Below are 21,877 nucleotides of genomic sequence, written 5' to 3'. Positions count from 1 at the left end.
AAAGGCCGGTTAAGGCGACGAGAAGGCGCCGAGGGCCACGCGTCAGGGCGGGCGAGGGCCACGCGTCAGGGGTGGGGCGAGGGCCACGCGTCAGGGTGGGGCGAGGGCCACGGGTCAGGGCGCGCCGAGAGCCAGCTCCACCCGGGCCCCGCCCTGCGCCGACCTGGAGACGGCCAGCCCGCCGCCCGAGGACTCGGCGGTCCGCCGCGCGATGTCCAGCCCCAGCCCCGTCGAGCCGCCGCCGCTGTTCCCCCGCTCCAGCAGCGCGGGCTCGAACCCCGGCCCGGCGTCCTCCACGGTCAGCAGGGCTCCTTTGGCGCGGGGCTGGAGCCGTACCGTCATGGACACCCCCTCGGGGGTGTGCGCGAAGACGTTGCCGAGCAGCGCGTCCACACAGGCCGCCAGCTCCTGCGCCCCCACCGCGACCGGCAGTTCCTCCTCGGGCACCGAGACCGACACCTCCCGCCCCTGGTCCTCCGCCAGCACCGACCAGAACAGCACCCGCTCCCGCACCACCGCAGCCGCGTCGCACGAGTCGCGCCCGGCCGAGCGCCGCCGCGCCTCGGTGATGACCGCGCTCACGGCCCGCTCCAGCGCGTCCACCCTGGCCTGAACGCGCGCCGCCTCCTCGGGGTCGCGCAGCGACTCGGCGTCCAGCCGCAGGCCCGTCAGCGGCGTGCGCAGCCGGTGCGACAGGTCGGCCACCGACTCCCGCTCGGCCGCCAGCAGCTCGTCGATCCGCCCGGCCAGATGGTTGAGCGCCAGCGCCACGGAACGCACCTCGGGCGGCCCGCCAGGCTCGGCCCTGGCCGTCAGATCGCCGCCGGCCAGCCGGTGCGAGACCCGCGCCAGCCCGTCCACCGGCCGCGTCACGGCCAGCGCCAGCCGGTCGGCCAGCACGATGCCCAGCGCCACCAGCCCGATCCCAAGCAGCGCCAGCGCCAGCCACGCCTCCCGCACGCCCCGCATCAGCTCCGAATCCGGCACGAACACCCTGATCACGGCCGTCCCGCCCGGCGACTGCGCCGAGACGAGCACCTCCCTGCCCCCGCCGGCCTGCGCGGTGACGCTGCGGCCCGTGGCGGCCAGCCGTACGGCATCGGACCGATCGGCCTTCTCTCCGACCGTCCGCCCGTCCGGCAGGAACACCGTCACGGGACGCGACACCTGCTCCACCGCCAGCCCCAGGTCGGGCGTGCCCACCGCGACCGCCACGGACTCGGCGGCGGCCGTGGCCCGGCTCATGGCCCCGTTCTCGGCCACCGCGCGGATCAGCAGCGCCATCGGCACCAGCAGCGCGATCAGCACCAGCGACGTCGTGGCCGCGACCAGCAGCGCCAGCCACCGCCTCACGACGGATCCACCAGTTTCACCCCGACCCCGCGCACCGTGTGCAGGTAACGCGGCTCAGCGGCCGTCTCGCCCAGCTTCCTGCGCAGCCACGACAGGTGCACGTCCACCGTCTTGTCGGCGCCGCCGTAGGGAAGCTGCCACACCTCGGTCAGCAGCTCCCGCTTGGTGACCACCTCGCCCGGCCGCGCCGCCAGATAGTTCAGCACGTCGAACTCGCGCGGCGTCAGATCCAGCGCCGCCCCGTCCAGCGTCGCCGTCCGCGCCCGCGGATCCACCCGCAACGCCCCCACCTGCAACGGCTCCTCGGGCGCCGCCCCGCCCGCCCGCCGCAGCACGGCCCGCACCCGCGCATCGAGCTGCGCCGCACTGTACGGCTTGACCACGTAGTCGTCGGCCCCCGCGTCCAGCACGGGCACCATCTCGGCGTCCCCGTCGCGGGCCGTGGCCACGATCACCGGCACCCGGCTGACCGCCCGCAACATCCGCAGCAGCTCCACCCCGTCGAGGTCCGGCAGCCCCAGGTCGAGCACGATCAGGTCCGGCCGGTCCTGCACGGCCAGCCGCAGCCCCTCCAGCGCCGTGGGCGAGGAGGAGACGGCGTGACCCAGGTCCCGCAGCCCCCGGCTGAGCGCCGTCCGGATCGCCACGTCGTCCTCGATGAGCAGGATGTCCGCCATATACAAGAACGTAGACGGTCATCGGCGATGCCCCGGGCAGCCTTAGCGTCGCCTTAACCTGGCCTTAGCCGTACGTGGGGAAACCTGAGTGGCATGAAGAAGCTCGTCGTCGCGTGGGTGGTCACCGCGCTCGCCGCCACCGGCGCCGCCGTGGCGGTGCTCGGCCTGCTCGGCAACGGCCTGACGGGCACCGACAGCCACGTGCTCAGCCGCGAGGACGTCCGCGCGGCCCTCGCCACCGCCACCACCCGCGCCGCCGCGACGGCGAGCGCGGCGCCTTCGCAGGCCGCGCAGGGCAAGCTGATCCGCAGCGCGGGCGGCACGGTGATCGCCTCCTGCGACGCCGCCGGCCTGGTGGCGCTGCGCTCGTGGAGCCCCGCCCAGGACTACTCGGTGGACGAGGTCGAGTCGGGGCCGGCACGGGAGGCGAAGGTGGAATTCGAGCCGGACGAGGGCGAGGAGCTCGAACTGACCATCACCTGTGCCGGCGGGATACCGGTCGCCCGGAGCTGACCAGGATCCGCGCGCCGGACCTAGACTGCGCGACATGAGCCGCGTCAGCTCAAGCCCCGGGCGGGTCTTCGGCGTGATACTCGCCGGATGCCTCGCCCTGGGCGGCTGTGCCGGGGCGGAGCCAGAAACGGGAGCGCCCGATCCGCGAACCGCCGTCGACGTTTACGTGAGAGGGCTGAACGACAACGACTACGAGGCCATCGCCCGCCTCGCGCCGCCACTGAACGACCCGTCGGAGGCGATCCGCGGACGGCTGGCGGCGTACGGGGGGAAGGGCATCACGCTCGCGACCGTCGACATCAGCAGCGAGATCACCCCCAAGGTCGCGAAGGCCCGGCTGGAAGGCGCCGGAGCCGGCGGACGGTACGCGGAGACGCTGTTGATGGAGCGCAAGGGCGAGCGGTGGTACATCGCGCTCGGCAGGAACCCGGCCCTGCCGAGCGACCGGGTGACCGCCTCGACGACCCGTCCTTGACAGGGCCGGTCCTCGCTCAGCGCTGGAGGTCGAGTATCAGGGCGCGGTGATCGGACACCTCGGGCGTGGCCATGATCTCGAAGTGCTTGACGGCGGCAGGGTCGGAGACGAGCAGGTAGCTCGCGTGCCGTACGGGCTTGGGATAGCGGGAGGTCCTGGTGTCGGCGCCCAGCACCAGATCGGTCAGCCCGAGCCCGGCGAGGACCCGGAACGTCTCGCTGCCGGGCAGCACGTTGAAGTCACCGCACACCACGGTCAGGTCGCCGTCCTCCCGCACGCTCCCGACGAGGCCCGCGAGCCGTTCGGCCTGGGCGAGGCGCTCCGGGGTGTCGGCCTTGCCCGCCGGGTCCCGCAGGCCGTGCAGGTTGACGACGGTGACGAACCGCCGCGCCGGCCGGTCGAAGACCCGTACGGCCAGCGCGGCGCGGGGCCGGCCGCCGCTCGGGTAGCGGTCGTGTTCGAGGTAGGCGCCGTGCACGAACGCCGACCGCACGCCGACGAGCGGCAGCGCCGTGGCGGCGAAGGTGGCCAGCCCGAAGTCCTCACGGTGCGTACGGCCCTCCTGGTCCTGGACCGGCCCCGAGTCGCTCACGGCGAACAGGCCGTGGTGGCGGGGGAGCAGCGCGCGCACGTCGCCGAGGAGGTCGGCCCGCTGTGGCAGGGACCGCTCGTCGTCCTCGAACCTGGTCCAGCCGCCGGCCGTCGGGGTGTGGGTCACCTCCTGAAGGCACAGGACGTCGGCGTCGCAGGTGTCGAGCCAGCGGGCGAGGTCGTCGAACATCGCGCCGCCCCACGCGTTGAGAGAGATGATCCGCACGCGTACGACGGTAGATCATGTTCGCCGGGCGACGTACGCGGTCTTGGCGTCGCCCGAGAAGCCGCAGGCCCGGTAGAAGGCGTGGGTCGCGGGCGTGCGCGAGCCCGTCATCAGCATGACCTTGTAGCAGCCGGCGTCCCAGGCGGCTCGCAGAGTGGCGGCCATGATCTGCTTGCCGAGGCCGGTGCCGCGCAAGGTCTTGTCGACGACGACGTTCTCGATGACGGCGTAGGGGGAAGCGGCGCGGGTGAGGTTGGGGATGACGTTGAGGTACGTCGTGGCGACGACCTGCCCGTCCTGTTCGAGCACGAAGAGATGCAGGCCCGGGGTGTCCAGGATCCGCCGGAAGGTCGCTGAGGCGGATCCGTCCTCCGGTACGGGGTCGTGGGGGTGGAGCTGGCCGTAGAGGTGCATGATCTGGTCGAAGTCGCCGGGTCTGGCCTCGCGGAACATGCCGGTGATCAGCGCTCGCCGACGGGGCCGTTGTAGAGGAGTTTCGTCGATTCGGCGGGCACGATGATGTCGGCCACCTCGACCACCTGATCTCCGGCATGGTAGGCACGCTCGATCGCCACCACGACCGCGCCCGCACCGATGCCGAGCTGTCTCGCCTCCTCGGGCGAGGCAGGCCGTGCGGACACCTCCTCCTGCCAGGAGTCCACAGTGATGTCGACGGCGGCCATGCGATGCGGGATACCGAGCCCCGCATGCGGGCCGGCCTCGGGAAAGGCGATGGCGGTGCCCTTGGTGATGCTCAAGGGTTCCCAGCTGGTGACGAGCATCCATGGGCCTTCGTCGTCCGAGGCGAACGTGTAGGCGGTGCGCATCACGTCGTGGTGGTGCCCGTCCGGTGTCCCCAGTCCCAGGCGCTCCCGGATCTCGGGCGGGGCCTGCATGGTGTCGGACGCGTAGGACCGTGTGCCTTGGCGGCCCTGTTCTTCGAGTTGTTGTGCGAGGCGATCCTGGTACCAGCTTCGGACGAGAGGGCGACGCTCAGGACGTGCGCGGACGAACATCCCGGCGCCTGGACGGCTGAGCAGAAGAGCTTCCCGGATGAGGATCCTGGTGGCTTGCTGAATGACACCAGGGGCTGCCTTGTACTCGGCTGACAACTCCTCGCGAGTGGGCAGGCGACTGCCTGGTGGGAAGTCGCCGCTCACGATGCGACGTCGGAGATCTGCGGCAATCCGGACATACAAAGCCTCGGTCACGCTATCCAGCTTGACGGCGTGGGCATTCAGCTCCCTATATGGCTATACAGATACCGAGCTGAGTATTCAATTGCGGAGGTCCTGTGACGGCCTGGAGTCAGAAGTACCCCGTCCGGGACGAAAGCGGTGCAACGGCCGCGCGTCACGTGAGAGCCCTCCTCGAAACGCTCCTACCGGCCCGTGCCGACGACGCTCACGAACTGGCCCGGGAGCTGTTCGCCTGGGCTCTGGCACGTTCCAGGGCAAGCGGAAAGCTCAATCTCGTCACCATGATCGAGCGCACTCCGTCCGGCCTGAAGGTGCGTTTCGAGCTGCACTACCCTGACGACCTGCCCTCAGCCGATACCCGCCAGGCCTGGAGTGCGATGTCCACCCTCGCTGACGCCTATGGCGAGTGCCCGACAAGGCGGGGCCGGATGACCTACGGAGAGCTTTGGGAGAGCAGATGACCCGCATCCAGTGGCAGCCGCACCAGCCCCACACCGCCGTCACCCGCGTCATCGAAACCTCATGCTGCGGCGCCCTGGAATGGTGCTCCGAGGGCGGCAGATTCCTCGTCCTGCGCCGCTGCGGCGACCACGGCCACGAGGAGACCGGGCGCGGCCGCTACCCCGACGCCCGCCGCGTATGGAATGCCCTCCTCGCAGCCCACGCATGCACGACACCCTCATGACATCTCGGCCCCCAGCGCGGCCTTCGTCAGCTCCGCCTGGCGGCGGATCTGCCCCAGGACGATCTCGTTGACCCCCTTGGCCTCGAACGTGGCGACCATCTTGTCCATGACCGCGTTCGCCCGCACCATGTCACCCTGCCGCGCCTCCGCCCTGGCCAGCCGCCGCATCGCCAGGTTGAGCGTGATGTTGTCGATGCTGGCGTCCCGCGCCACGGCCGTCAGGTGCTCGATGCCCTGCTTCGGGTCCGGTGGGCGGATGCGCAGCCGGTTGCCCGGCGTCAGCTCCTTGAACTCCCGCTCGGCGTTGAGCCCCTTGACCAGGCGGGCGTAGACGGCAAGGGGGTGGTCGCCGTACCGGCTGATGACCTCGTCCAGCGCCTCGTTGCCCGAGCGCAGCGCGGGCGAGTCGGAGCCCATCAGGGAGAACAGCTTGCCCTGGTCCTCGCCCAGCATCAGCTCGGCCACCAGGTGGTCGTCGCGGCTGACGGGCAGGCGCACCCTGATCGGGCAGGCGGGGGAGACGATGCGGGAGCCGTCGGCGGCGATGTACTGGGCGCGGAGCTGGTACTCGCCGGGGAGCTGGAAGTAGTGGCCGTCCCGGCCGTGCCCGATGTACGCGCTGCGGTAGATGGCTGGGTTGCCCGGGTCGAGGCGGATCTCGGGGGAGGTGTCGACGCAGTGCCGCATCATCGGCCGGTACAGCACGGTCCTGCCGCCCGGCTGGGTGATCGAGATTTGGGTGAACTCGGTGTCGGGGTGCAGGTGGCCGTGCGTGGTGCGCGGCTCGGCCGTGTACGCCAGCTTGAGCTCCACGACGACGGGCTCGCCCAGCTCGTACGACTCCTTGGCCCGCAGCTCAAGGCGCAGCCCTGAGCGGTCCTCGACGGGCTGCTCGAAGGCGTCGATCTCGGCGGCGCCGGTGCCGAAGGCGTTCGCGCCCATGGCGACGTCGCGGTAGAAGCCGTGCCGCAGGTGGATCAGCTCGGCGTCGGTGAACTGGAAGGGGAAGGCGGCCCAGTAGCCCTGCTCGCCGCCGGGCCGGTAGTTCTGCACGTAGTTCATCCACGACAGGTCGCCGAAGCCGCCGCTGGGGCCGAGGGGCTGGGGCGGGGTGGCGAGGTTCTTCTGCCAGGAGTGCAGGAGGTTGAAGGCGTGCCCGAGTTCGTGCACGTACGTGCGGAGCTGCGCCCGCTGTGCCTGTGGCGTGTCACCCTTGATCGCGTCGTAGAAGACGGCGGCCCCCTGCCGCTGGTGCGCGTCGTTGTAGTCGAACATGATGCCCCGGTAGCCGCCCACGTGCTTGCTGGCCACCAGCAGCCACAGCCGCCACGCCACGGCGTCGCCGAACGCGCTGAAGTGCCGGGTCATCGCGTGGTGCAGCTCGGCGTCGTCCCAGGCCAGGTCCATGCCCGACCCCTCGACGGGGATCACGCCGGGCTCGGCCAGGGTCAGCTCGATGCCCGCCTCCGCGTACGCCGACACCACCGTCAGGTCCCTGGCCGGCGACCCGCCCGGCCCCGGCAGCGACCCGGTGGGGTAGGCCGCGAACGGCACCGTCCCGATCACGGAGTCCACCTCCAGCAGCGCGCTGCGGAAGTGCGGCGAGACGAACGAGACCTGGTAGGTGCGCCCCGCGACCGCGGCCGTCGCGGACTCCTCGGTGATCGTGATGCTCACGTCGTGCACCGGCGTGCCGAACGTGAACTCCCCGATCCCCTGGATCCGCCCGTCCTGCACGGCGGGGTTGTGGGTCACGAACGAGCCGACGTAGGAGGTGGTCGCCCCGGCCACGGTGAACAGGTCGCCGCTGACCCGCCCCATGGGCCTGGCGCCGTCGACGTCGACGCGCAGCGCCAGCCGGGAGTCGCCGTCCTGTCCCTGGTACAACCCGCTGATCATGGGAGCTCCCTGGGGGATCGCTGGGGGTTACACCGGGGAGACTTCTCCGACGGGCAGGCCCTGTCAACGACTCCCGCGAACTTGGAGCGCCCCCAGCAACTCCTCGGAGGCCCTGGTGATCGCCTCGACGGCCTTGTCGAACGCCTCGGCGTTGTGCGAGGCGGGCGCGCGGAAGCCGGAGATCTTCCTGACGTACTGGAGTGCCGCTGCCCGCACGTCCTCCTCGGTCACGCTCTCGGTGTACGGCGGGCGGAGGGTCTTGATGCTTCTACACATGTCTCAACCGTAATATCCGATGCGCTGGCTTATCTCCTGTGCGCCGGAGATCAGCACGGCGCCGACCTCCGCCAGCCGGTCGGGCGTCAGCCGGTAGGACGGCCCCGAGGCGCTGACCGCGGCCACCACCGACCCGTCGGCGCCCCTGATGGGCGCCGCCACCGCGTTCAGGCCGACCTCCAGCTCCTCCACCGCGGCGGCCCAGCCGCGCTCCCTGATCTCCTCCAGGCGCAGCGACTCCGGCGCGGTGATCGTGTGCGGCGTGTAACGCTCCAGGACGGGGCCGAGCCGCAGCGCCCCGTAGGCGAGCAGCACCTTGCCGCTGGAGGTGGCGTGCGAGGGGGTGCGCTGGCCGACCCAGTTGTGGCCGCTGATCGCTGCGGGGCCGCGCACCTGGCTGACGTTGACCGCGTCGCCGCCCCGCCCCACCGCGATGTTGACGGTCTCGCCGATCTCCTCGGCGAGCCGCAGGCACACGGGACGGCTCTCGCGCGACAGGTCGAGCTGCGCGGTGGCGGCCCCGGCCAGCCGTACGACGCCGAACCCGAGCCGATAGCGCCCGCGATCACCGGTCTGCTCCACCAGCCCGCCCTGCTCCAGCGCCGCCAGCAGCCGGAACGCCGTGGACTTGTGCACGTCGAGCGCGGCGGCCAGGTCCGTCACCCGGGTGGCGCCGTCGCGGGCCAGGATCTCCAGGATCGCGATGGCACGATCGACCGACTGCACCGACGTGCTGTTGCCCATGGCGCAACTCTAGCCGGGCGCGAGCTGATGGCCGAAGTCAGCGCTCTAGCCGGGCGCGAGCTGATGGCCGAAGTCAGCGCTCTAGCCGGGCGCGAGCTCGTGGCCGAAGTCCAGCGCGATCTTCCGCATGCGCTCGGCCAGGTGGTCGCGGTTCAGCGCGTCGATCCGCTCGGCGGGCCCCGACACCGACATCGCGGCGACCACCCGGTCGCCGTCCTGCACCGGCACGGCCAGGCAGTGCACGCCCAGCTCCTCCTCGCCCAGGTCCATCGCGTAGCCGCGGCTTCGCACCGCCCCCAGCTCGGTGAGCATGGCGGACACGTCGGTGATCGTGTTCGGGGTGCGGCGGGGCATGCCGGTGCGCTCGAACACCGCGACCGCCTCGGAGGCGGGCCGCCCCGCCAGCAGCACCTTGCCCACCGCCGTGCTGTGCGGCAGCACCCGCCGCCCGACCTCGGCGAACATCCGCAGCCTGCGCGGCGAGGGCACCTGCGCCACGTAGACGACGAAGTCGCCTTCGAGCACGGCCAGGTTCGCGGTCTCGCCGGACAGCTCGACCATCCTGGTCAGGTACGGCTGCGCCCACACGCCGACCATGCTCTCCGCGATGCCGCCCAGCCGCACCAGGCCGCCGCCCAGGGCGTAGCGCCGGTCGGACTCCTGCCGGACGTAACCGCGCGCGAGCAGCGTCTGCAACAGCCGGTGGATGGTCCCGTACGGCAGCCCGGTCCTGGCGGCGATCTCCGACAGCCCGGCCTCGCCGCCGTGCTCGGCCAGCGCTTCGAGCACGTCCAGGGCACGCTCGACCGACTGAACGCTCACCGGCTCTCCTCCGCCGCTCCGGCGAGCGGCCTCGTCACAGCAGGACCGCTCTCCTCCGCCGCTCCGCCCAGGGGCCCCGTCACAGCAGGACCCCGCGCAGGGAGGCGTCCAGCACCTCGGCCGTGTGCGCGACCCTGATCGTGGCGCCGGAGCGCCGCATGGCGGCGGCGATCTGCATCGTGCAGCCGGGGTTGGCCGAGACCAGCAGCTCGGCGCCGGTCGTGCCGACCGCCTTGGCCTTCCTGTCGCCGAGGTCGCGCGCGGCGTCGGGCCGCAGCAGGTTGTACGTGCCCGCCGACCCGCAGCAGATCGCCGACTCGGGGATCTCGCGCAGCTCCAGCTCGGGGATCGCGCCCAGCAGCTCACGCGGCTGCGCCCGCACCCCCTGGGCGTGGGCCAGGTGGCAGGCGTCGTGGTAGGCGACGGTGACCGGCAGCGGATGCCGCTTGGCGACGGGGCCCAGCTCGGCCAGGTACTCCGACAGGTCCACGACGCGGAACGCGGGCTCGTGCTCCAGCAGCTCGGCGTACTCCTTCATGGAGGAGCCGCATCCGGCGGCGTTCACCACGACGGTGTCCACCCCGGCCCGCTCGAACGCCCTGACCGTCCGGCTCGCCAGCCGCCTGGCCTGCTCGTCGCGCCCGGAGTGCACGCTGAGCGCCCCGCAGCAGCCCTGCTCGGGCGGGACGACCACGTCGCAGCCCTCCAGCGCGAGCACCCGCGCGGTGGCCGCGTTGACCTGCGGGAAGAACTCCCGCTGCACGCAGCCGGTGAGCATGCCGACCGTGGCCCGCCGCTCGCCCCTGGCCCTGACCAGGCGCGGCAGGCGCTGACGGCGCGCAACGCGCGGCGCGAGCGCGGCCATGGCGCCCAGGCTCGGGTTCACGCGGGCGAGGAACGGCGCCATCCGCTCCGCCAGCCACATCGTCGGCCGCAGCAGCCGCAGCCGCCGCGGGTAGGGGAACAGGCTGAACACGATGCCGCGCACGGCCCTGTCCTCGGGCTCGCGCACGTGCTGCCGCTCCACCTCCACCCTGGTCAGCTCGATCAGCCGGTCGTACTGCACGCCCGACGGGCAGGCCGTCACGCACGCCATGCAGCCCAGGCAGGCGTCGAAGTGCCCGGCCATCTCGGGCGTGATGGGGGTGCCCTCGACGTGCTGCTTCATCAGGTGGATGCGGCCGCGCGGGGAGTCCATCTCCTCGCCCCACAGCGCGTACGTGGGGCAGGTCGGCAGGCAGAACCCGCAGTGCACGCAGTCGTTGATCAGCTTCGGGTCCATCAGATGCCTCCCACGAACCGTCCGGGAGACATCCTGCGCCCGGGGTCGAACCGTTCCTTGACCCGCCGCATCAACGGCAGCCCGCTCACCTGCCCCCACCGGTCGAGCCCGTCGTACGGGGCGGCGAGCACGCTCACCCGCGCCCGTTCGCGCAGCCGCGCCACGGCGGCGGCCAGCTCGTCCCCGGTCGTCTCCCGCCACGCCGCCAGCAGCACCCGCCCGGAGGCGAGCGAGCCGCGCAGCGCCAGCCCGGTCGTCGCGACCGCGTCGAGCACGCCGGCGGTGTCCTGCGGCAGGAAGCGCGCCTCGACCAGCACCTCGTCGCTGTCGATCAACCCCCACCAGGACGGCCGCTCCCGGGTGACGGAGCCGCCGGCCAGCTCGCGCAGCGCCTCGGCCCTGGCCTCGGCCGCCGAGCCCTCCACCAGCACCGCCAGCGTGAGCGGGCCCTCGGGGTCCGGCCAGTCGGCCTCGACCGCGCTCGGCTCGGCCTGCGAGGCCGTCAGCGCCGCCGCGACCGGCGCCGCCTGGGCGCGATCGAGCCGCGCGACCACCCAGCGGCGGTCGGCGGGCAGGGGGTGCAGGCGGAACGTGGCCTCCGCGATGACGCCGAGCGTGCCGTACGAGCCGGTGAACAGCTTGCCCAGGTCGTAACCCGCGACGTTCTTGACCACCTTGCCGCCTGAACGGGCGATCGTCCCGTCGGGCAGCACCACGGTGATGCCGATGAGCAGGTCGCGCGCGGCGCCGTACCGGAAGGAGCGCGGCCCGTGCAGCGCGGTGGCCAGCGTGCCGCCGACCGTCGTGCCCTCGCTGAACGGCACGTCGAGCGCCAGCTCCTGCCCCTTGCCTGCGAGCGTGCCCGCCAGCGCGTCCATGGTCACCCCGGCCTGCGCGCGCACCACCAGGTCGCCCGCCGCGTGCTCCAGGATCTCGTTCATGCAGCACAGGTCGAGCAGCACGTCGCAGCGCTCGGGCGGCGGGCCCCAGTGCAGCTTGGTGCCGCCGCCCACGGGCACCACCGCCAGGTCGCGCTCGGCGCAGGCCCGCAGCACGGCCGCGATCTCCTCGACGGTCTCCGGCAGCGCCACCCAGCGGGGCGGCACGCCGAGGACGGCGTCGTCCTCGCCCGCCTGCCTGACCGTCACCCCCTCGATCAAAACTGCTCCGCCTTCCCCGACTCGACCAGCGGATGCACGCCCTTGCGCACGCCCGGCACCTCGCCGCACAGGCGCGGCGTGGGGAACACCTTGCCCGGGTTCGCCAGGCCCCGGGGGTCGAACGCGCACCGGACGAGCTGCATGGTGTCCAGGTCGTCCGCGCTGAACATCTTCGTCATATATCGGGACTTGTCCACGCCGACCCCGTGCTCGCCCGTGATCGAGCCGCCGTGCTCGATGCACAAATCGAGGATCGCGCCCGACACCACCTCGGCCCGCTCGCCCGCCCCCGGCTCCTCGTCGTCGAACAGCACCAGCGGATGCAGGTTGCCGTCGCCGGCGTGGAAGACGTTGGCCACCCTGATGCCGTGCTCCGCCGACAGCCGGTCGATGGCGGCCAGCACGGCGGGCAGCGACGTGCGCGGGACCACGCCGTCCTGCACGATGTAGGCCGGGCTGATGCGCCCGACGGCGGCGAACGCCGACTTGCGGCCCTTCCAGATCGCCGCCCGCTCGGCCGCGCCGGCCGCCACGCGCAGCTCGAACGCGTTCGCGCAGATCTCCTGGAGCTGGGCGAACTGGAGGTCCACCTCGGCGGCGGGCCCGTCCAGCTCCACGATCAGCACCGCGCCCGCGCCCTCCGGGTAGGAGCAGGCCACCGCCGCCTCGGCCGCCTCGATGGCCAGCGCGTCCATCATCTCGATCGCGGCCGGCACGATGCCCGCCCCGATGATCGCCGAGACGGCCAGCCCGCCCTGCTCGATGCTCTCGAACGCCGCCAGCACCGTGGTCACCGCCTCCGGCGCGCGGCTCAGCCGTACCGTGACCTTGGTGGCGATGCCCAGCGTGCCCTCCGAGCCGATGAACGCGCCCAGCAGGTCGTAGCCCGCGTCCAGGCGGTCGAGCGTGACCAGGTCGCCGTCGGGGGTGACGATCTCGCAGGCCTCCACGTGGTTGACGGTGAAGCCGTACTTCAGGCAGTGCGCGCCGCCGGAGTTCTCCGCGACGTTGCCGCCGATCGAGCAGACCTGCTGGCTGGACGGGTCGGGCGCGTAGTAGTAGCCGCGGTCGCGCACGGCCTCGGTGATGGCCAGGTTCGTCACGCCGGGCTCCACGACCGCGCGGCGGTTGGGCAGGTCGATCTCCAGGATCGCGCGCATCCTCGACGTGACGATCAGCACGCCGTCCTCGCGCGGGAGCGCGCCCCCCGACAGGCCGGTGCCCGAGCCCCTGGCCACGAAGGGCACGCCGTGCTCGTTGCACAGCCGTACCACCTGGGCGACCTGCTCGGCCGTGGCGGGCAGCACGACCACGCCGGGGGTCGCCCGGTGGTAGGTGAGGCCGTCGCACTCGTACGTGCGCAACCGCACCGGATCGGTGATCACCGAGTCGCCGGGCAGAAGCGAACGCAGAGCCGCTACGAGCTTGTCCATCATCATCAGATTTTCTACGGCATCTGGGCGTACGCGGGAAGAGTCAGGAACTCGGCGAAGTCGTCGTCCAGCGCCACTTCCTTGAACAGCGCCGTCGCCTGCGCGAACAACTTCTCGTCGTAGCCGGGCTCCATCGCGATCTTCGCGACCTCCTCGGTGATGATCCGCTCCACCAGCTCCTTGGTCACCTGCTGCGCGGTGTCGGCCAGGGTGATGTCGTTGTGGATCCACTGCCAGATCTGGGAGCGGGAGATCTCCGCGGTGGCCGCGTCCTCCATGAGGTTGTGGATGGCGACCGCGCCCAGCCCGCCCATCCAGGCGGCCAGGTAGCGCAGCGCCACGTCCACGTTGTTGCGCAGGCCCGCCTCGGTGATGTCGCCCGGCGTCTCGGAGACGGCGAGCAGCTCGGCGGCGGTCACGCTGACGTCCTCGCGCAGCCGGTCGAGCTGGTTCGGCCGCGAGCCGAGCACGCCGTCGAAGACCTCGCGGCAGATCGGCACCAGGTCGGGGTGCGCCACCCACGACCCGTCGAAGCCGTCGCCCGACTCGCGCGTCTTGTCCGCCCGGACCTTCTCCAGCGCCACCGCGTTGACCTCGGGGTCCCTGCGGGAGGGGATGAACGCGGCCATCCCGCCGATGGCGTGCGCGCCGCGCTTGTGGCAGGTGCGCACCAGCAGCTCCGTGTACGCGCGCATGAACGGGGCCGTCATCGTGACCGCGTTCCGCTCGGGCAGCAGGAACTCGCGGCCCCGCGTGCGGAACTTCTTGATCACGCTGAACAGGTAGTCCCAGCGGCCCGCGTTCAGCCCGGCCGAGTGGTCGCGCAGCTCGTAGAGGATCTCCTCCATCTCGAACGCCGCCGGGTACGTCTCGATCAGCACGGTCGCCCTGATCGTGCCGTGCGGGATGCCGAGGAGCTGCTGCGCCCTGGTGAACACGTCGTTCCAGAGCCGCGCCTCCAGGTACGACTCGATCTTGGGCAGGTAGAAGTACGGGCCCTTGCCCTTGTCGATCTGCCGCTGGGCGCAGTGGAAGAAGTAGAGGCCGAAGTCGAACAGCGACCCGGCGACCGGCCGCCCGTCGACCTGGGCGTGCTTCTCGTCCAGGTGCCAGCCGCGCGGGCGCACCACGACGGTGGCCAGCTCGCTGTCGGGCTTGAGCGCGTACGCCTTGCCGCCCGTCTCGAAGTCGATCGTGCGGTCGAGCGCGTCGCGCAGGTTGAGGTGGCCGGAGACGCAGTTCTCCCACAGCGGCGAGTTGGCGTCCTCGAAGTCGGCCAGCCACACCTTGGCGCCGGAGTTGAGCGCGTTGATCGTCATCTTCTTGTCGACCGGGCCGGTGATCTCGACGCGCCTGTCCTCCAGGCCGGGCGCCGGGGGCGCGACCTGCCAGTCGCTCTCCCTGATCTCCTTCGTCTCGGGCAGGAAGTCGAGCATGCCGCCCGCCGACAGCTCCGCCTGGCGCGCCTGGCGGGCCTCCAGCAGCTCCAGCCGCCTGGCGCCGAACTCCCGCTGGAGAGCGGCCACGAAATCGCGCGCCTCCGGCGTGAGGATCTCGTCGAACCGGTCGTGCATCGGGCCGGTGATCTCCATGGGACCTCTTTCCATATCGTGGAAAACAAGTTCTGGATGGTGGAAGTGAAATTACTCCCCTGATGTTCGGGGGTCAAAGGGTGGGGTTCCCCTGGGGGCATCCCCGATGTCACCGCAGCGCGTCCCGCGACAGGATTTCCGCATGAAGACGATTGCGATCGCGGGCGGACTGCTCGCCGCCGCGGCGCTGCTGACGGGGTGCGGCCTCGGCGACATCGCCGGCCCCTCGAACGAGGACACGGTCTCGTACCAGGTGACGGACAAGGTCACCAAGCTCCAGCTCAAGAACGACTCGGGTGAGGCCGTGATCACCGAGACCGACGGCACCGCCGTGCGGGTCGTCGAGACCCTGCACTGGCGCGGCGACTCCGACAAGCCCAAGCCGGAGCACAAGGTCGAGGGCGAGGCGCTGTTCCTCACCTACGCCTGCCCGTCCAGCTGGGGAAGCTGCAGCGTCGACTACAAGATCGAGATCCCCAAGGGGCTCCCGGTCGACCTGGAGGCCGGCTCCGGCAACCTCACCCTGCGGAACCTGACCGGCCAGATCGACCTGACCGCCGGCTCGGGGGACGTGGACGCGGCCGGGCTGTCGGGCAAGAAGGTTTACGCCGACCTGGGGTCGGGCAACATCGAGCTGACCTACACCGCCGCGCCGGAAACCGCCGAGCTGAAGACCGGATCGGGGGACATCACGCTGCACGTCCCCGACGGCGCCTACGACGTCAAGACCGACGTGGGCTCCGGCGACGCCACCGTGACGGTCAAGAAGGACGCCACGTCGGCCCACAAGATCTCGCTGACCGCGGGGTCCGGCGACATCACGGTCAAGCCTGCTTGATTAACCAGGTGATTGCGTAACGGATGTCATGCCACCATCGTGGGAAGACACCGAGGTGTCCAGACGTTCCCTAATAGAGATGACACGTATGCACGAATACTCCGAGCTCGACGCGTTCGAGACCGGCGACATGGACCTCGAGGATCGCCAGGCGCTCCGCCGCGTGGCGGGCCTCTCCACCGAACTCCAGGATGTCTCCGAGGTCGAGTACCGGCAGCTGCGGCTCGAACGGGTCGTTCTCGTCGGCGTCTGGACCTCCGGCACCGCGGAGGAGGCCGACAACTCCCTGCTCGAGCTCAAGCTCCTGGCCGAGACGGCCGGATCCGAGGTGCTCGACGGGCTCATCCAGCGCCGCCAGAAGCCCGACCCGGCCACCTACATCGGCTCGGGCAAGGCCCTGGAGCTGCGCGACGTCGTCGAGTCCAGCGGCGCCGACACCGTGATCTGCGACGGCGAGCTGACCCCCGGCCAGCTCCGCCAGCTCGAGGACATCGTCAAGGTCAAGGTCATCGACCGGACCGCGCTGATCCTCGACATCTTCGCCCAGCACGCCAAGAGCCGCGAGGGCAAGGCCCAGGTCGAGCTGGCGCAGCTTTCGTACCTGCTGCCGCGCCTGCGCGGCTGGGGTGGCAACCTGTCCCGGCAGGTCGGCGGTCGCGCCGCCGGCGGCGTCGGCATCGGTGGCCGCGGCCCCGGTGAGACGAAGATCGAGCTGGACCGCCGGCGCATCCGCGAGCGCATGTCGAAGCTGCGCCGCCAGATCAGCGGCATGTCCACCTCGCGCGAGACCATGCGCCACCGGCGCCAGCGCCGCGAGGTGCCCGCCGTGGCCATCGCCGGCTACACCAACGCGGGCAAGTCCTCGCTGCTCAACCGCGTCACCGGCGCGGGCGTGCTGGTCGAGGACGCGCTGTTCGCCACCCTCGACCCGACCGTGCGCCGCGCGCGCACCCCGGAGGGCAGGCTGTTCACGATCGCCGACACCGTCGGTTTCGTCCGGCACCTGCCGCACCAGCTCGTCGAGGCGTTCAGGTCCACGCTGGAGGAGGTCGCCGACGCCGACCTGATCCTGCACGTGGTCGACGGCTCGCACCCCGACCCCGAGGGGCAGCTCGCGGCCGTACGGGAGGTGTTCGCCGACATCGACGGCGCCGCCGAGATCCCCGAGATCGTCGTGATCAACAAGGCCGACGCGGCCGACCAGGAGGTGCTGGACCGCATCGCCAGGCGCGAGCGCGACAGCATCGTGGTCTCCGCCCGCACGGGCAAGGGCATCCCCGCGCTGATGGACCTGATCGAGGAGCGGCTGCCGCGGCTGGATCACGAGGTTCATCTGCTGGTGCCGTACGAGCGGGGCGACCTCGTCTCGCGGGCCCACAAGGAGGGCGAGGTGCTCTCGGTGGACCACGTGGGTGACGGGACGATCCTGCACGCCAGGGTGCTGCCCAGCTTGTCGCAGGAGCTGCTGCGGGTGGGCAAGCCGGTGGAGCGCGTAGCCTGACCTTCTTCTCTGGATGGCCCGGTGTCACTTGCCGGGCCATCCCGTCATTTTTGCTTGGTCGGGCAGCACCCATCACAAAACGCACACACTCGCCCAAAAGCGGCAGTGGTCCCCGAACCCTGGGATTGCTAGGATTGGCCAGACGTTGGTCTCGTTTTGGGTTTGGGTTCTGGGTTCGATGATGACTGTGAGTGTTGACGTCGTCAGTGGGAGCCGTGGGGACAAGGCAGGGCTGCGTGATGTTTGGGATGAATGGTCTTTCTTCCGAATAACCCTGTACAGCAGCCCAACATGTGAAATAACGTAACTGAACTGAAATCGCCGGATCATGGGTCCGGCGGTACGGTCACCGCACAACTCGATGCGGAAGAGCAGGAGACCCCCCATGTCGTCCGGACCCGGAGCGGACTCAGTGGGCGCGGCACAGGCCGTGCGCTGGGCTGCGCGCTCGTGCGGGGGGTCATGCTGGGTGGTGATGCGGTGACCGTCCGACTGCTGACCAACATCGGCCGCCTCTGGACCGGCAACGAGGTCCTCAGCAACGCCGCCATCCTCGTGCACAACGACCGCATCGCCTGGGTCGGCCGCGCGCCGGACCTGCCGCAGAGCGTGCCAGGCGTGGTCGATGACATCGTCGACGTCGACCACGTCGAGAACCTCGGCGGCGCCCTCGTCACGCCCGGCCTCATCGACGCCCACACCCACCCCGTCTACGCCGGCAACCGCTACGCCGAGCTGGCCATCCGCACCGGCGGCTCCACCTCCGCCTCGATCACCGCGGCGGGCGGCGGCGTGGGCTCCACCGTCACCGTGACCCGCGGCACCGACCCGTGGACCTTGTGCAACGGCGTGCGCGAGCGGCTGCGCAGCTGGCTGCTCAGCGGCACCACCACCGTCGAGGCCAAGACCGGCTACCACCTCACCCGCGACGGCGAGCTCGCCGACGTGCGGCTCCTGCGCGAGCTGGAGAAGGAGCCGATGATGCCGCGGGTGCACGTCACGTTCCTGGCCGCGCACGTGGTGCCGCCCGAGTACTTCGGCAGGCAGCGCGAGTACGTCGAGGCCGTGGGCGCCTGGTGCGCCGACGCGGCCGCCGCCGGTGCCGACAGCGTGGACGTCTACTGCGACGAGGGCTACTTCACCACCGAGGAGTCCCGCTGGGTCCTCGCCTCCGGTCGCAACGTGGGCCTGCTGCCGCGCATCCACGCCGGCATCTTCAGCCGCCGCGGCGCCGTCCAGCTCGCCGCCGAGCTCGGCTGCGCCTCCGCCGACGGCCTGCACCACATGTCCGACGAGGACATCGCCATCATGTCCCGCTACGGCGTCCCCGCCGTCGTCTGCCCGGCCACCGCCCTCCAGCGCGGCCACCTCCCGCCGGTCCGCCAGATGATCAAGCACGGCGTGCAGATCGCCCTCGGCAGCGACCACAACCCCGGCTACTGCGGCATCACCTCGATGTCCCTGGTCGTGGCCATGGCGGTGTCGGCGTTCGGGATGAGCGTCAACGACGCCCTGCGCGCGGCCACCCTCGGCGGCGCCACCGTCCTCGGCGCTCCCGACCGCGGGGTGCTGGCTCCCGGGCGGCTCGCGGACATCGTGCAGTGGGACGCCGACCACGAAGGCGCCTTCGCCTGGTCGTTCGGGTTGAAGCCGCGGCGGGTGTGGCGGGGTGGAACGCCCGTTCAGTAGTTAATCTCGGGGTATGGCGGCCTTGGTTGCGGTTGTTACGGATTCGACTGCTTATTTGGGGGCTGTGGCTGGGGTGACTGTGGTGCCCGTACAGGTGGTCGGGCACGGCGGCCCTGGGACGGGCGGCGGTGTGTCGCGCGGCGGCCCAACCTCCGGCGGGAAGCCCTCGCGCGGCGATCGCACTTCCGGCGCAGACGAACCCCCGCGCTCCGACCTCAACTCCGGCGCCGGGGATACTTCCCACGGCGACACCACCAGTGAGTCTTGCCGCGGCGACTCCACCCGTGAGTCTTTCCGTGGCGACTCCACCTCCAGCACCAGGGAGTCCTTCCGCGGCGACTCCACCTCCAATACCAGGGAATCTTCCGGCGGCGAGTCCACCTCCAGCGACCGCATCTCGCCTAGTGACCGCATCTCGCCCAGCGACCGCCGCCCCCCACGCATCGGGGGGCGCACATCACCCGGCAACCGCACCTCCCACCACCCCCAGGGCCGTTTCAGCAGCGCCCTCACCTTCGACGAAGACTCCTTCACCGGCGACCTGGCCTCCGCCACCACCTCCCGCCCCGCCCCCGCCCGCTTCGCCGCCTGCTACTCCGCCCTCGCCGCCGCCGGTGCCACCGCCATCGTCTCCATCCACGTCTCAGGCGAACTGTCAGGCACCATCGAATCCGCCCGATCCGCCGCCCGAGACGCCCCCGTACCGGTGGAAGTCATCGACAGCCGCTCGATCGCGATGGGCCTGGGCTACCCGGTCCTCGCCGCCGCCCGAACCGCCGCCACCGGAGCGTCCCTCGACGAGGTCGTGGCCGCCGCCCGCACCAGCATGCGCACCACCCGGACGTTCTTCTACGTCGACACCCTCGACTACCTCCACCGCAGCGGCCGCATCGGCACAGCCGCCTCCCTCCTCGGCTCCGCCCTCATGATCAAACCCCTCCTCCACCTCGCCGACGGCCGCATCTCCCTCCTGGAGAAGGTCCGCACGTCGTCCCGCGCCATCGCCCGCCTGGAGGACCTGGCGGTACAGGCGGCGGGGAAGGGGCCGGTGGAGGTGGCGGTGCAGCACCTGGCGGCCAGGGAACGAGCCGACGCACTGGCGCAACGGCTGCACAAACGGGTGCCCGGCCTTCGGGATCTGCGGGTGGTCGAGGTAGGCGCCGTGATCGGCGTACACGTGGGGCCCGGCATGCTCGGCCTGACGATCACCTCATCCGACACCTGATCACGCCTCGCGCCCTTCCGCTCCGAACGGCACCGCCCACGCCCCGCCTCTCTCATTCACAGCTAGCCCCGCCCCGCCTCTCTCATTCACAGCTAGCCCCGCCCCGCCTCTCTCATTCACAGCCAGCCCCGCCCCGCCTCCCTCATTCACAGCCAGCCCGCCGTCCCTCTCCTCCATCTCCCCAGCCAGCTCCAGCGTCGCCCTCCTCGATCCACAGCAAGCACAGCTCCCTTGCGCCCCCATACACAGGCCCCCACACCATCCTTCTGCACCGCCCACAAGCGCGCCTGCCCATCTCCCCTCCCATCCACAGAACCCCGCTCGGTCCCTTCGCCGACCCCACCCAAGCCGTACGTTCTTGGCCGTGCGAACCCCCGACCCCACGGCAGAACGCGCCATAGCCGAATCCCGGCTACGGTCGATCACCGCTCCTGCCCGTCGCCCCCGCCGCCTCCCCTGGGGCACGGGACCCGCCCCAGGGCGGACAGCACACCGCCACGTCCCCTCGCAGGAGTCATCAGCCGACAGGCCGGTACTTGAGGAAACCACAGACGGCTGGCCGCGAGCCGAGACAGCAGCGGTCGGGCGCTCAGCAGGCAAGCGTCCGTACGCCCAGCAACCAGCGGCCGGTCAGCCAGCGGATGACCGACCCGTGGATGAGCCGCGGTCGGACCCGCCACGGACGCCTGAACCCCCACCAACCCAGCAGCGTCCCCCCGAGCCGTGGCTCCCCGAACAGCGTCCTCCCGAATCGCGGCCACCAGTACAGCTTCCACTCGTACAGCGCCCATCCGGATCATGGCCACCCGAACTGCGCCCACCCGCGCCGTTGCCACCTGACCAGCGCCCACCCGTGTCGTGGCTCCCCGAGCTGCGCCCACCTGCGCCGTTGCCACCCGAACAACGTCCGCCCGCGCCGTTGCCACCCGAACAACGTCCGCCCGCGCCGTTGCCTCCCGAGCAGCGCCCACCTGCGCCGTGGCTCCCCGAACAGCGCCCATCCGAACCGTGGCCTCCCGAGCCGCCACCGAGGCCCGAACACCCTGCGCCCCTACCCCGAGCCCTTCAAGCCCTTCGAGCCGCCGTCACCTCCCAGGCCCCGGCCACCCTCGACCCAGGCAAGCCGGGCCTACGCGTACTCCTCGCCGTAGGCGTACTCGCGACAGCCCTGGCGATCTTCTTCGTCTGGCAGTCGGCCCCTTCCCCGCAACCCCTCCCACCCCCCACCCCGACAACCCCGATCACACCCCCGCCCTCACCCTCACCGGCGAGCACAACCAAGGTCACCGTCCACATCACCGGCAAGATCCGCAAACCAGGCGTATACCTCCTCCCATCAGGCGCCCGAGTAACCGACGCGGTGGCAGCCGCAGGAGGAGTGTCCCGCAGCGCCTCCACAGGCTCACTCAACCTGGCCAGACGCCTGATAGACGGCGAGCAGATAGTGGTAGGCGCCAACCCCGGCCAAGTCTCGCCGATCTCTCCTGCGACGGACCCCAACGGCGCCATCCTGGACCTCAACGCCGCCACCCCGGACCAACTGGAGCAACTACCGGGCGTGGGCGAGGTCTTGGCAGCACGCATAGCGGAGTTCCGTACCAGCCGCGGCGGCTTCACCAGCATCGACCAACTCCGCGAAGTCTCAGGCATAGGCCCAAGAAAGTTCGAGGAGATAAAGCCGAAGGTCCGTGTCTGAC

General features: G+C 71.2%; 22 protein-coding genes. 9 read left to right on the top strand and 13 right to left on the bottom strand.

The annotated features are described in order from the left end of the window. Positions 1–114: 114 nt before the first annotated feature. Positions 115–1,353 (bottom strand): sensor histidine kinase, encoded by a 1,239-nt coding sequence (locus ABD331_RS06065; RefSeq protein WP_344471352.1) that lies wholly within the window; start codon positions 1,351–1,353, stop codon positions 115–117. Continuing rightward, the gene (locus ABD331_RS06060; RefSeq protein WP_344471350.1) at positions 1,350–2,030 is read right to left on the bottom strand and encodes a response regulator transcription factor; all 681 of its coding nucleotides are present in this window, start codon (positions 2,028–2,030) and stop codon (positions 1,350–1,352) included. The genes ABD331_RS06065 and ABD331_RS06060 overlap by 4 nt, the downstream gene beginning before the upstream one ends. A 93-nt stretch (positions 2,031–2,123) precedes the next feature. Here ABD331_RS06060 and ABD331_RS06055 point away from each other — a divergent pair, with 93 nt between their 5' ends. Together ABD331_RS06055 and ABD331_RS06050 are read left to right on the top strand one after the other, a co-directional pair. Then, a complete protein-coding gene (locus tag ABD331_RS06055) occupies positions 2,124–2,543 on the top strand; it encodes a hypothetical protein (RefSeq protein WP_344471348.1) in 420 nt (139 codons plus the stop codon). Positions 2,544–2,577: 34 nt separating this feature from the next. Then, positions 2,578–3,018 (top strand): outer membrane protein assembly factor BamD, encoded by a 441-nt coding sequence (locus tag ABD331_RS06050; RefSeq protein ID WP_344471346.1) that lies wholly within the window; start codon positions 2,578–2,580, stop codon positions 3,016–3,018. 16 nt (positions 3,019–3,034) lie between these two features. Here ABD331_RS06050 and ABD331_RS06045 read toward each other — a convergent pair whose 3' ends face one another. The 3 genes from ABD331_RS06045 to ABD331_RS06035 are packed head-to-tail and all read right to left on the bottom strand — an operon-like array spanning position 3,035 to position 5,046. Further along, the gene (locus tag ABD331_RS06045; protein ID WP_344471345.1) at positions 3,035–3,835 is read right to left on the bottom strand and encodes an endonuclease/exonuclease/phosphatase family protein; all 801 of its coding nucleotides are present in this window, start codon (positions 3,833–3,835) and stop codon (positions 3,035–3,037) included. Positions 3,836–3,850: 15 nt separating this feature from the next. Next, a complete protein-coding gene (locus ABD331_RS06040) occupies positions 3,851–4,288 on the bottom strand; it encodes a GNAT family N-acetyltransferase (RefSeq protein WP_344471344.1) in 438 nt (145 codons plus the stop codon). An 8-nt stretch (positions 4,289–4,296) separates the two neighbouring features. Then, a complete protein-coding gene (locus ABD331_RS06035) occupies positions 4,297–5,046 on the bottom strand; it encodes a GntR family transcriptional regulator (protein ID WP_344471343.1) in 750 nt (249 codons plus the stop codon). Positions 5,047–5,129: 83 nt separating this feature from the next. On the opposite strand from ABD331_RS06035, the gene ABD331_RS06030 reads away from it, so the two are divergent. Both ABD331_RS06030 and ABD331_RS06025 read left to right on the top strand, forming a co-directional pair. After that, positions 5,130–5,495: a hypothetical protein gene (locus tag ABD331_RS06030; RefSeq protein WP_344471342.1), complete on the top strand. Its 366-nt coding sequence runs from the start codon at positions 5,130–5,132 to the stop codon at positions 5,493–5,495. Then, positions 5,492–5,719: a hypothetical protein gene (locus ABD331_RS06025; protein WP_344471340.1), complete on the top strand. Its 228-nt coding sequence runs from the start codon at positions 5,492–5,494 to the stop codon at positions 5,717–5,719. The genes ABD331_RS06030 and ABD331_RS06025 overlap by 4 nt, the downstream gene beginning before the upstream one ends. Here ABD331_RS06025 and ABD331_RS06020 read toward each other — a convergent pair. The 8 genes from ABD331_RS06020 to aceB form a co-directional block, all read right to left on the bottom strand. After that, complete coding sequence (locus tag ABD331_RS06020) at positions 5,714–7,618, bottom strand: hypothetical protein (protein ID WP_344471338.1); 1,905 nt, start codon at positions 7,616–7,618, stop codon at positions 5,714–5,716. The two genes, ABD331_RS06025 and ABD331_RS06020, sit on opposite strands and share 6 nt — an antisense overlap. Positions 7,619–7,681: 63 nt before the next feature. Then, positions 7,682–7,894, bottom strand: coding sequence for a DUF2277 domain-containing protein (locus ABD331_RS06015; RefSeq protein ID WP_344471336.1), 213 nt, complete (start codon positions 7,892–7,894; stop codon positions 7,682–7,684). Positions 7,895–7,897: 3 nt separating this feature from the next. Then, positions 7,898–8,638, bottom strand: a complete 741-nt coding sequence (locus ABD331_RS06010) for an IclR family transcriptional regulator (protein ID WP_344471334.1) — start codon at positions 8,636–8,638, stop codon at positions 7,898–7,900. A gap of 81 nt (positions 8,639–8,719) precedes the next feature. Then, entirely contained in the window at positions 8,720–9,460 is a 741-nt protein-coding gene (locus ABD331_RS06005) for an IclR family transcriptional regulator (protein WP_344471332.1), read from the bottom strand. A gap of 79 nt (positions 9,461–9,539) precedes the next feature. Beyond that, a complete protein-coding gene (locus ABD331_RS06000; RefSeq protein WP_344471330.1) occupies positions 9,540–10,742 on the bottom strand; it encodes a (Fe-S)-binding protein in 1,203 nt (400 codons plus the stop codon). Continuing rightward, positions 10,742–11,902 carry an FAD-binding oxidoreductase gene (locus ABD331_RS05995; RefSeq protein ID WP_344471327.1) on the bottom strand — a complete coding sequence of 387 codons (1,161 nt, stop codon included), beginning with the start codon at positions 11,900–11,902 and terminating at the stop codon, positions 10,742–10,744. Before ABD331_RS05995 ends, ABD331_RS06000 begins: the two co-directional genes overlap by 1 nt. Continuing rightward, on the bottom strand, positions 11,899–13,335 hold the full coding sequence (locus tag ABD331_RS05990) for an FAD-linked oxidase C-terminal domain-containing protein (RefSeq protein WP_344471325.1): 1,437 nt from the start codon (positions 13,333–13,335) through the stop codon (positions 11,899–11,901). The genes ABD331_RS05995 and ABD331_RS05990 overlap by 4 nt, the downstream gene beginning before the upstream one ends. Positions 13,336–13,349: 14 nt before the next feature. Next, positions 13,350–14,927 (bottom strand): malate synthase A, encoded by a 1,578-nt coding sequence (gene aceB / locus ABD331_RS05985; RefSeq protein ID WP_344471322.1) that lies wholly within the window; start codon positions 14,925–14,927, stop codon positions 13,350–13,352. A gap of 142 nt (positions 14,928–15,069) precedes the next feature. Between aceB and ABD331_RS05980 the strand changes: the two genes are divergently transcribed. From ABD331_RS05980 to ABD331_RS05960, 5 genes are all read left to right on the top strand, one after another. Beyond that, positions 15,070–15,765, top strand: a complete 696-nt coding sequence (locus ABD331_RS05980) for a DUF4097 family beta strand repeat-containing protein (protein WP_344471321.1) — start codon at positions 15,070–15,072, stop codon at positions 15,763–15,765. Positions 15,766–15,853: 88 nt separating this feature from the next. Next, positions 15,854–17,266, top strand: coding sequence for a GTPase HflX (gene hflX / locus ABD331_RS05975; protein WP_344471319.1), 1,413 nt, complete (start codon positions 15,854–15,856; stop codon positions 17,264–17,266). Positions 17,267–17,746: 480 nt separating this feature from the next. Then, positions 17,747–18,955, top strand: coding sequence for an imidazolonepropionase (hutI, locus tag ABD331_RS05970; protein WP_148439280.1), 1,209 nt, complete (start codon positions 17,747–17,749; stop codon positions 18,953–18,955). Between the two features lie 82 nt (positions 18,956–19,037). Next, positions 19,038–20,180 (top strand): DegV family protein, encoded by a 1,143-nt coding sequence (locus tag ABD331_RS05965; protein WP_344471314.1) that lies wholly within the window; start codon positions 19,038–19,040, stop codon positions 20,178–20,180. A 364-nt stretch (positions 20,181–20,544) separates the two neighbouring features. Continuing rightward, positions 20,545–21,876 carry a ComEA family DNA-binding protein gene (locus tag ABD331_RS05960; RefSeq protein ID WP_344471311.1) on the top strand — a complete coding sequence of 444 codons (1,332 nt, stop codon included), beginning with the start codon at positions 20,545–20,547 and terminating at the stop codon, positions 21,874–21,876. Position 21,877: the final 1 nt, after the last annotated feature.

Source organism: Nonomuraea monospora, from assembly GCF_039531895.1.
GTDB lineage: Bacteria > Actinomycetota > Actinomycetes > Streptosporangiales > Streptosporangiaceae > Nonomuraea > Nonomuraea monospora.
The sequence above is the reverse complement of the archived record's forward strand: the minus strand, read 5'-3'. Positions and strand labels throughout refer to the sequence as shown.

Coding starts and splice junctions, on each gene's coding strand:
- ABD331_RS06060 (WP_344471350.1), bottom strand. CDS start 2,030: ATGGCGGACATCCTGCTCATCGAGGACGACGTGGCGATCCGGACGGCG.
- ABD331_RS06055 (WP_344471348.1), top strand. CDS start 2,124: ATGAAGAAGCTCGTCGTCGCGTGGGTGGTCACCGCGCTCGCCGCCACC.
- ABD331_RS06050 (WP_344471346.1), top strand. CDS start 2,578: ATGAGCCGCGTCAGCTCAAGCCCCGGGCGGGTCTTCGGCGTGATACTC.
- ABD331_RS06040 (WP_344471344.1), bottom strand. CDS start 4,288: ATGTTCCGCGAGGCCAGACCCGGCGACTTCGACCAGATCATGCACCTC.
- ABD331_RS06025 (WP_344471340.1), top strand. CDS start 5,492: ATGACCCGCATCCAGTGGCAGCCGCACCAGCCCCACACCGCCGTCACC.
- ABD331_RS06020 (WP_344471338.1), bottom strand. CDS start 7,618: ATGATCAGCGGGTTGTACCAGGGACAGGACGGCGACTCCCGGCTGGCG.
- ABD331_RS06015 (WP_344471336.1), bottom strand. CDS start 7,894: ATGTGTAGAAGCATCAAGACCCTCCGCCCGCCGTACACCGAGAGCGTG.
- ABD331_RS06010 (WP_344471334.1), bottom strand. CDS start 8,638: ATGGGCAACAGCACGTCGGTGCAGTCGGTCGATCGTGCCATCGCGATC.
- ABD331_RS06000 (WP_344471330.1), bottom strand. CDS start 10,742: ATGGACCCGAAGCTGATCAACGACTGCGTGCACTGCGGGTTCTGCCTG.
- ABD331_RS05990 (WP_344471325.1), bottom strand. CDS start 13,335: ATGGACAAGCTCGTAGCGGCTCTGCGTTCGCTTCTGCCCGGCGACTCG.
- aceB (WP_344471322.1), bottom strand. CDS start 14,927: ATGGAGATCACCGGCCCGATGCACGACCGGTTCGACGAGATCCTCACG.
- ABD331_RS05980 (WP_344471321.1), top strand. CDS start 15,070: ATGAAGACGATTGCGATCGCGGGCGGACTGCTCGCCGCCGCGGCGCTG.
- hflX (WP_344471319.1), top strand. CDS start 15,854: ATGCACGAATACTCCGAGCTCGACGCGTTCGAGACCGGCGACATGGAC.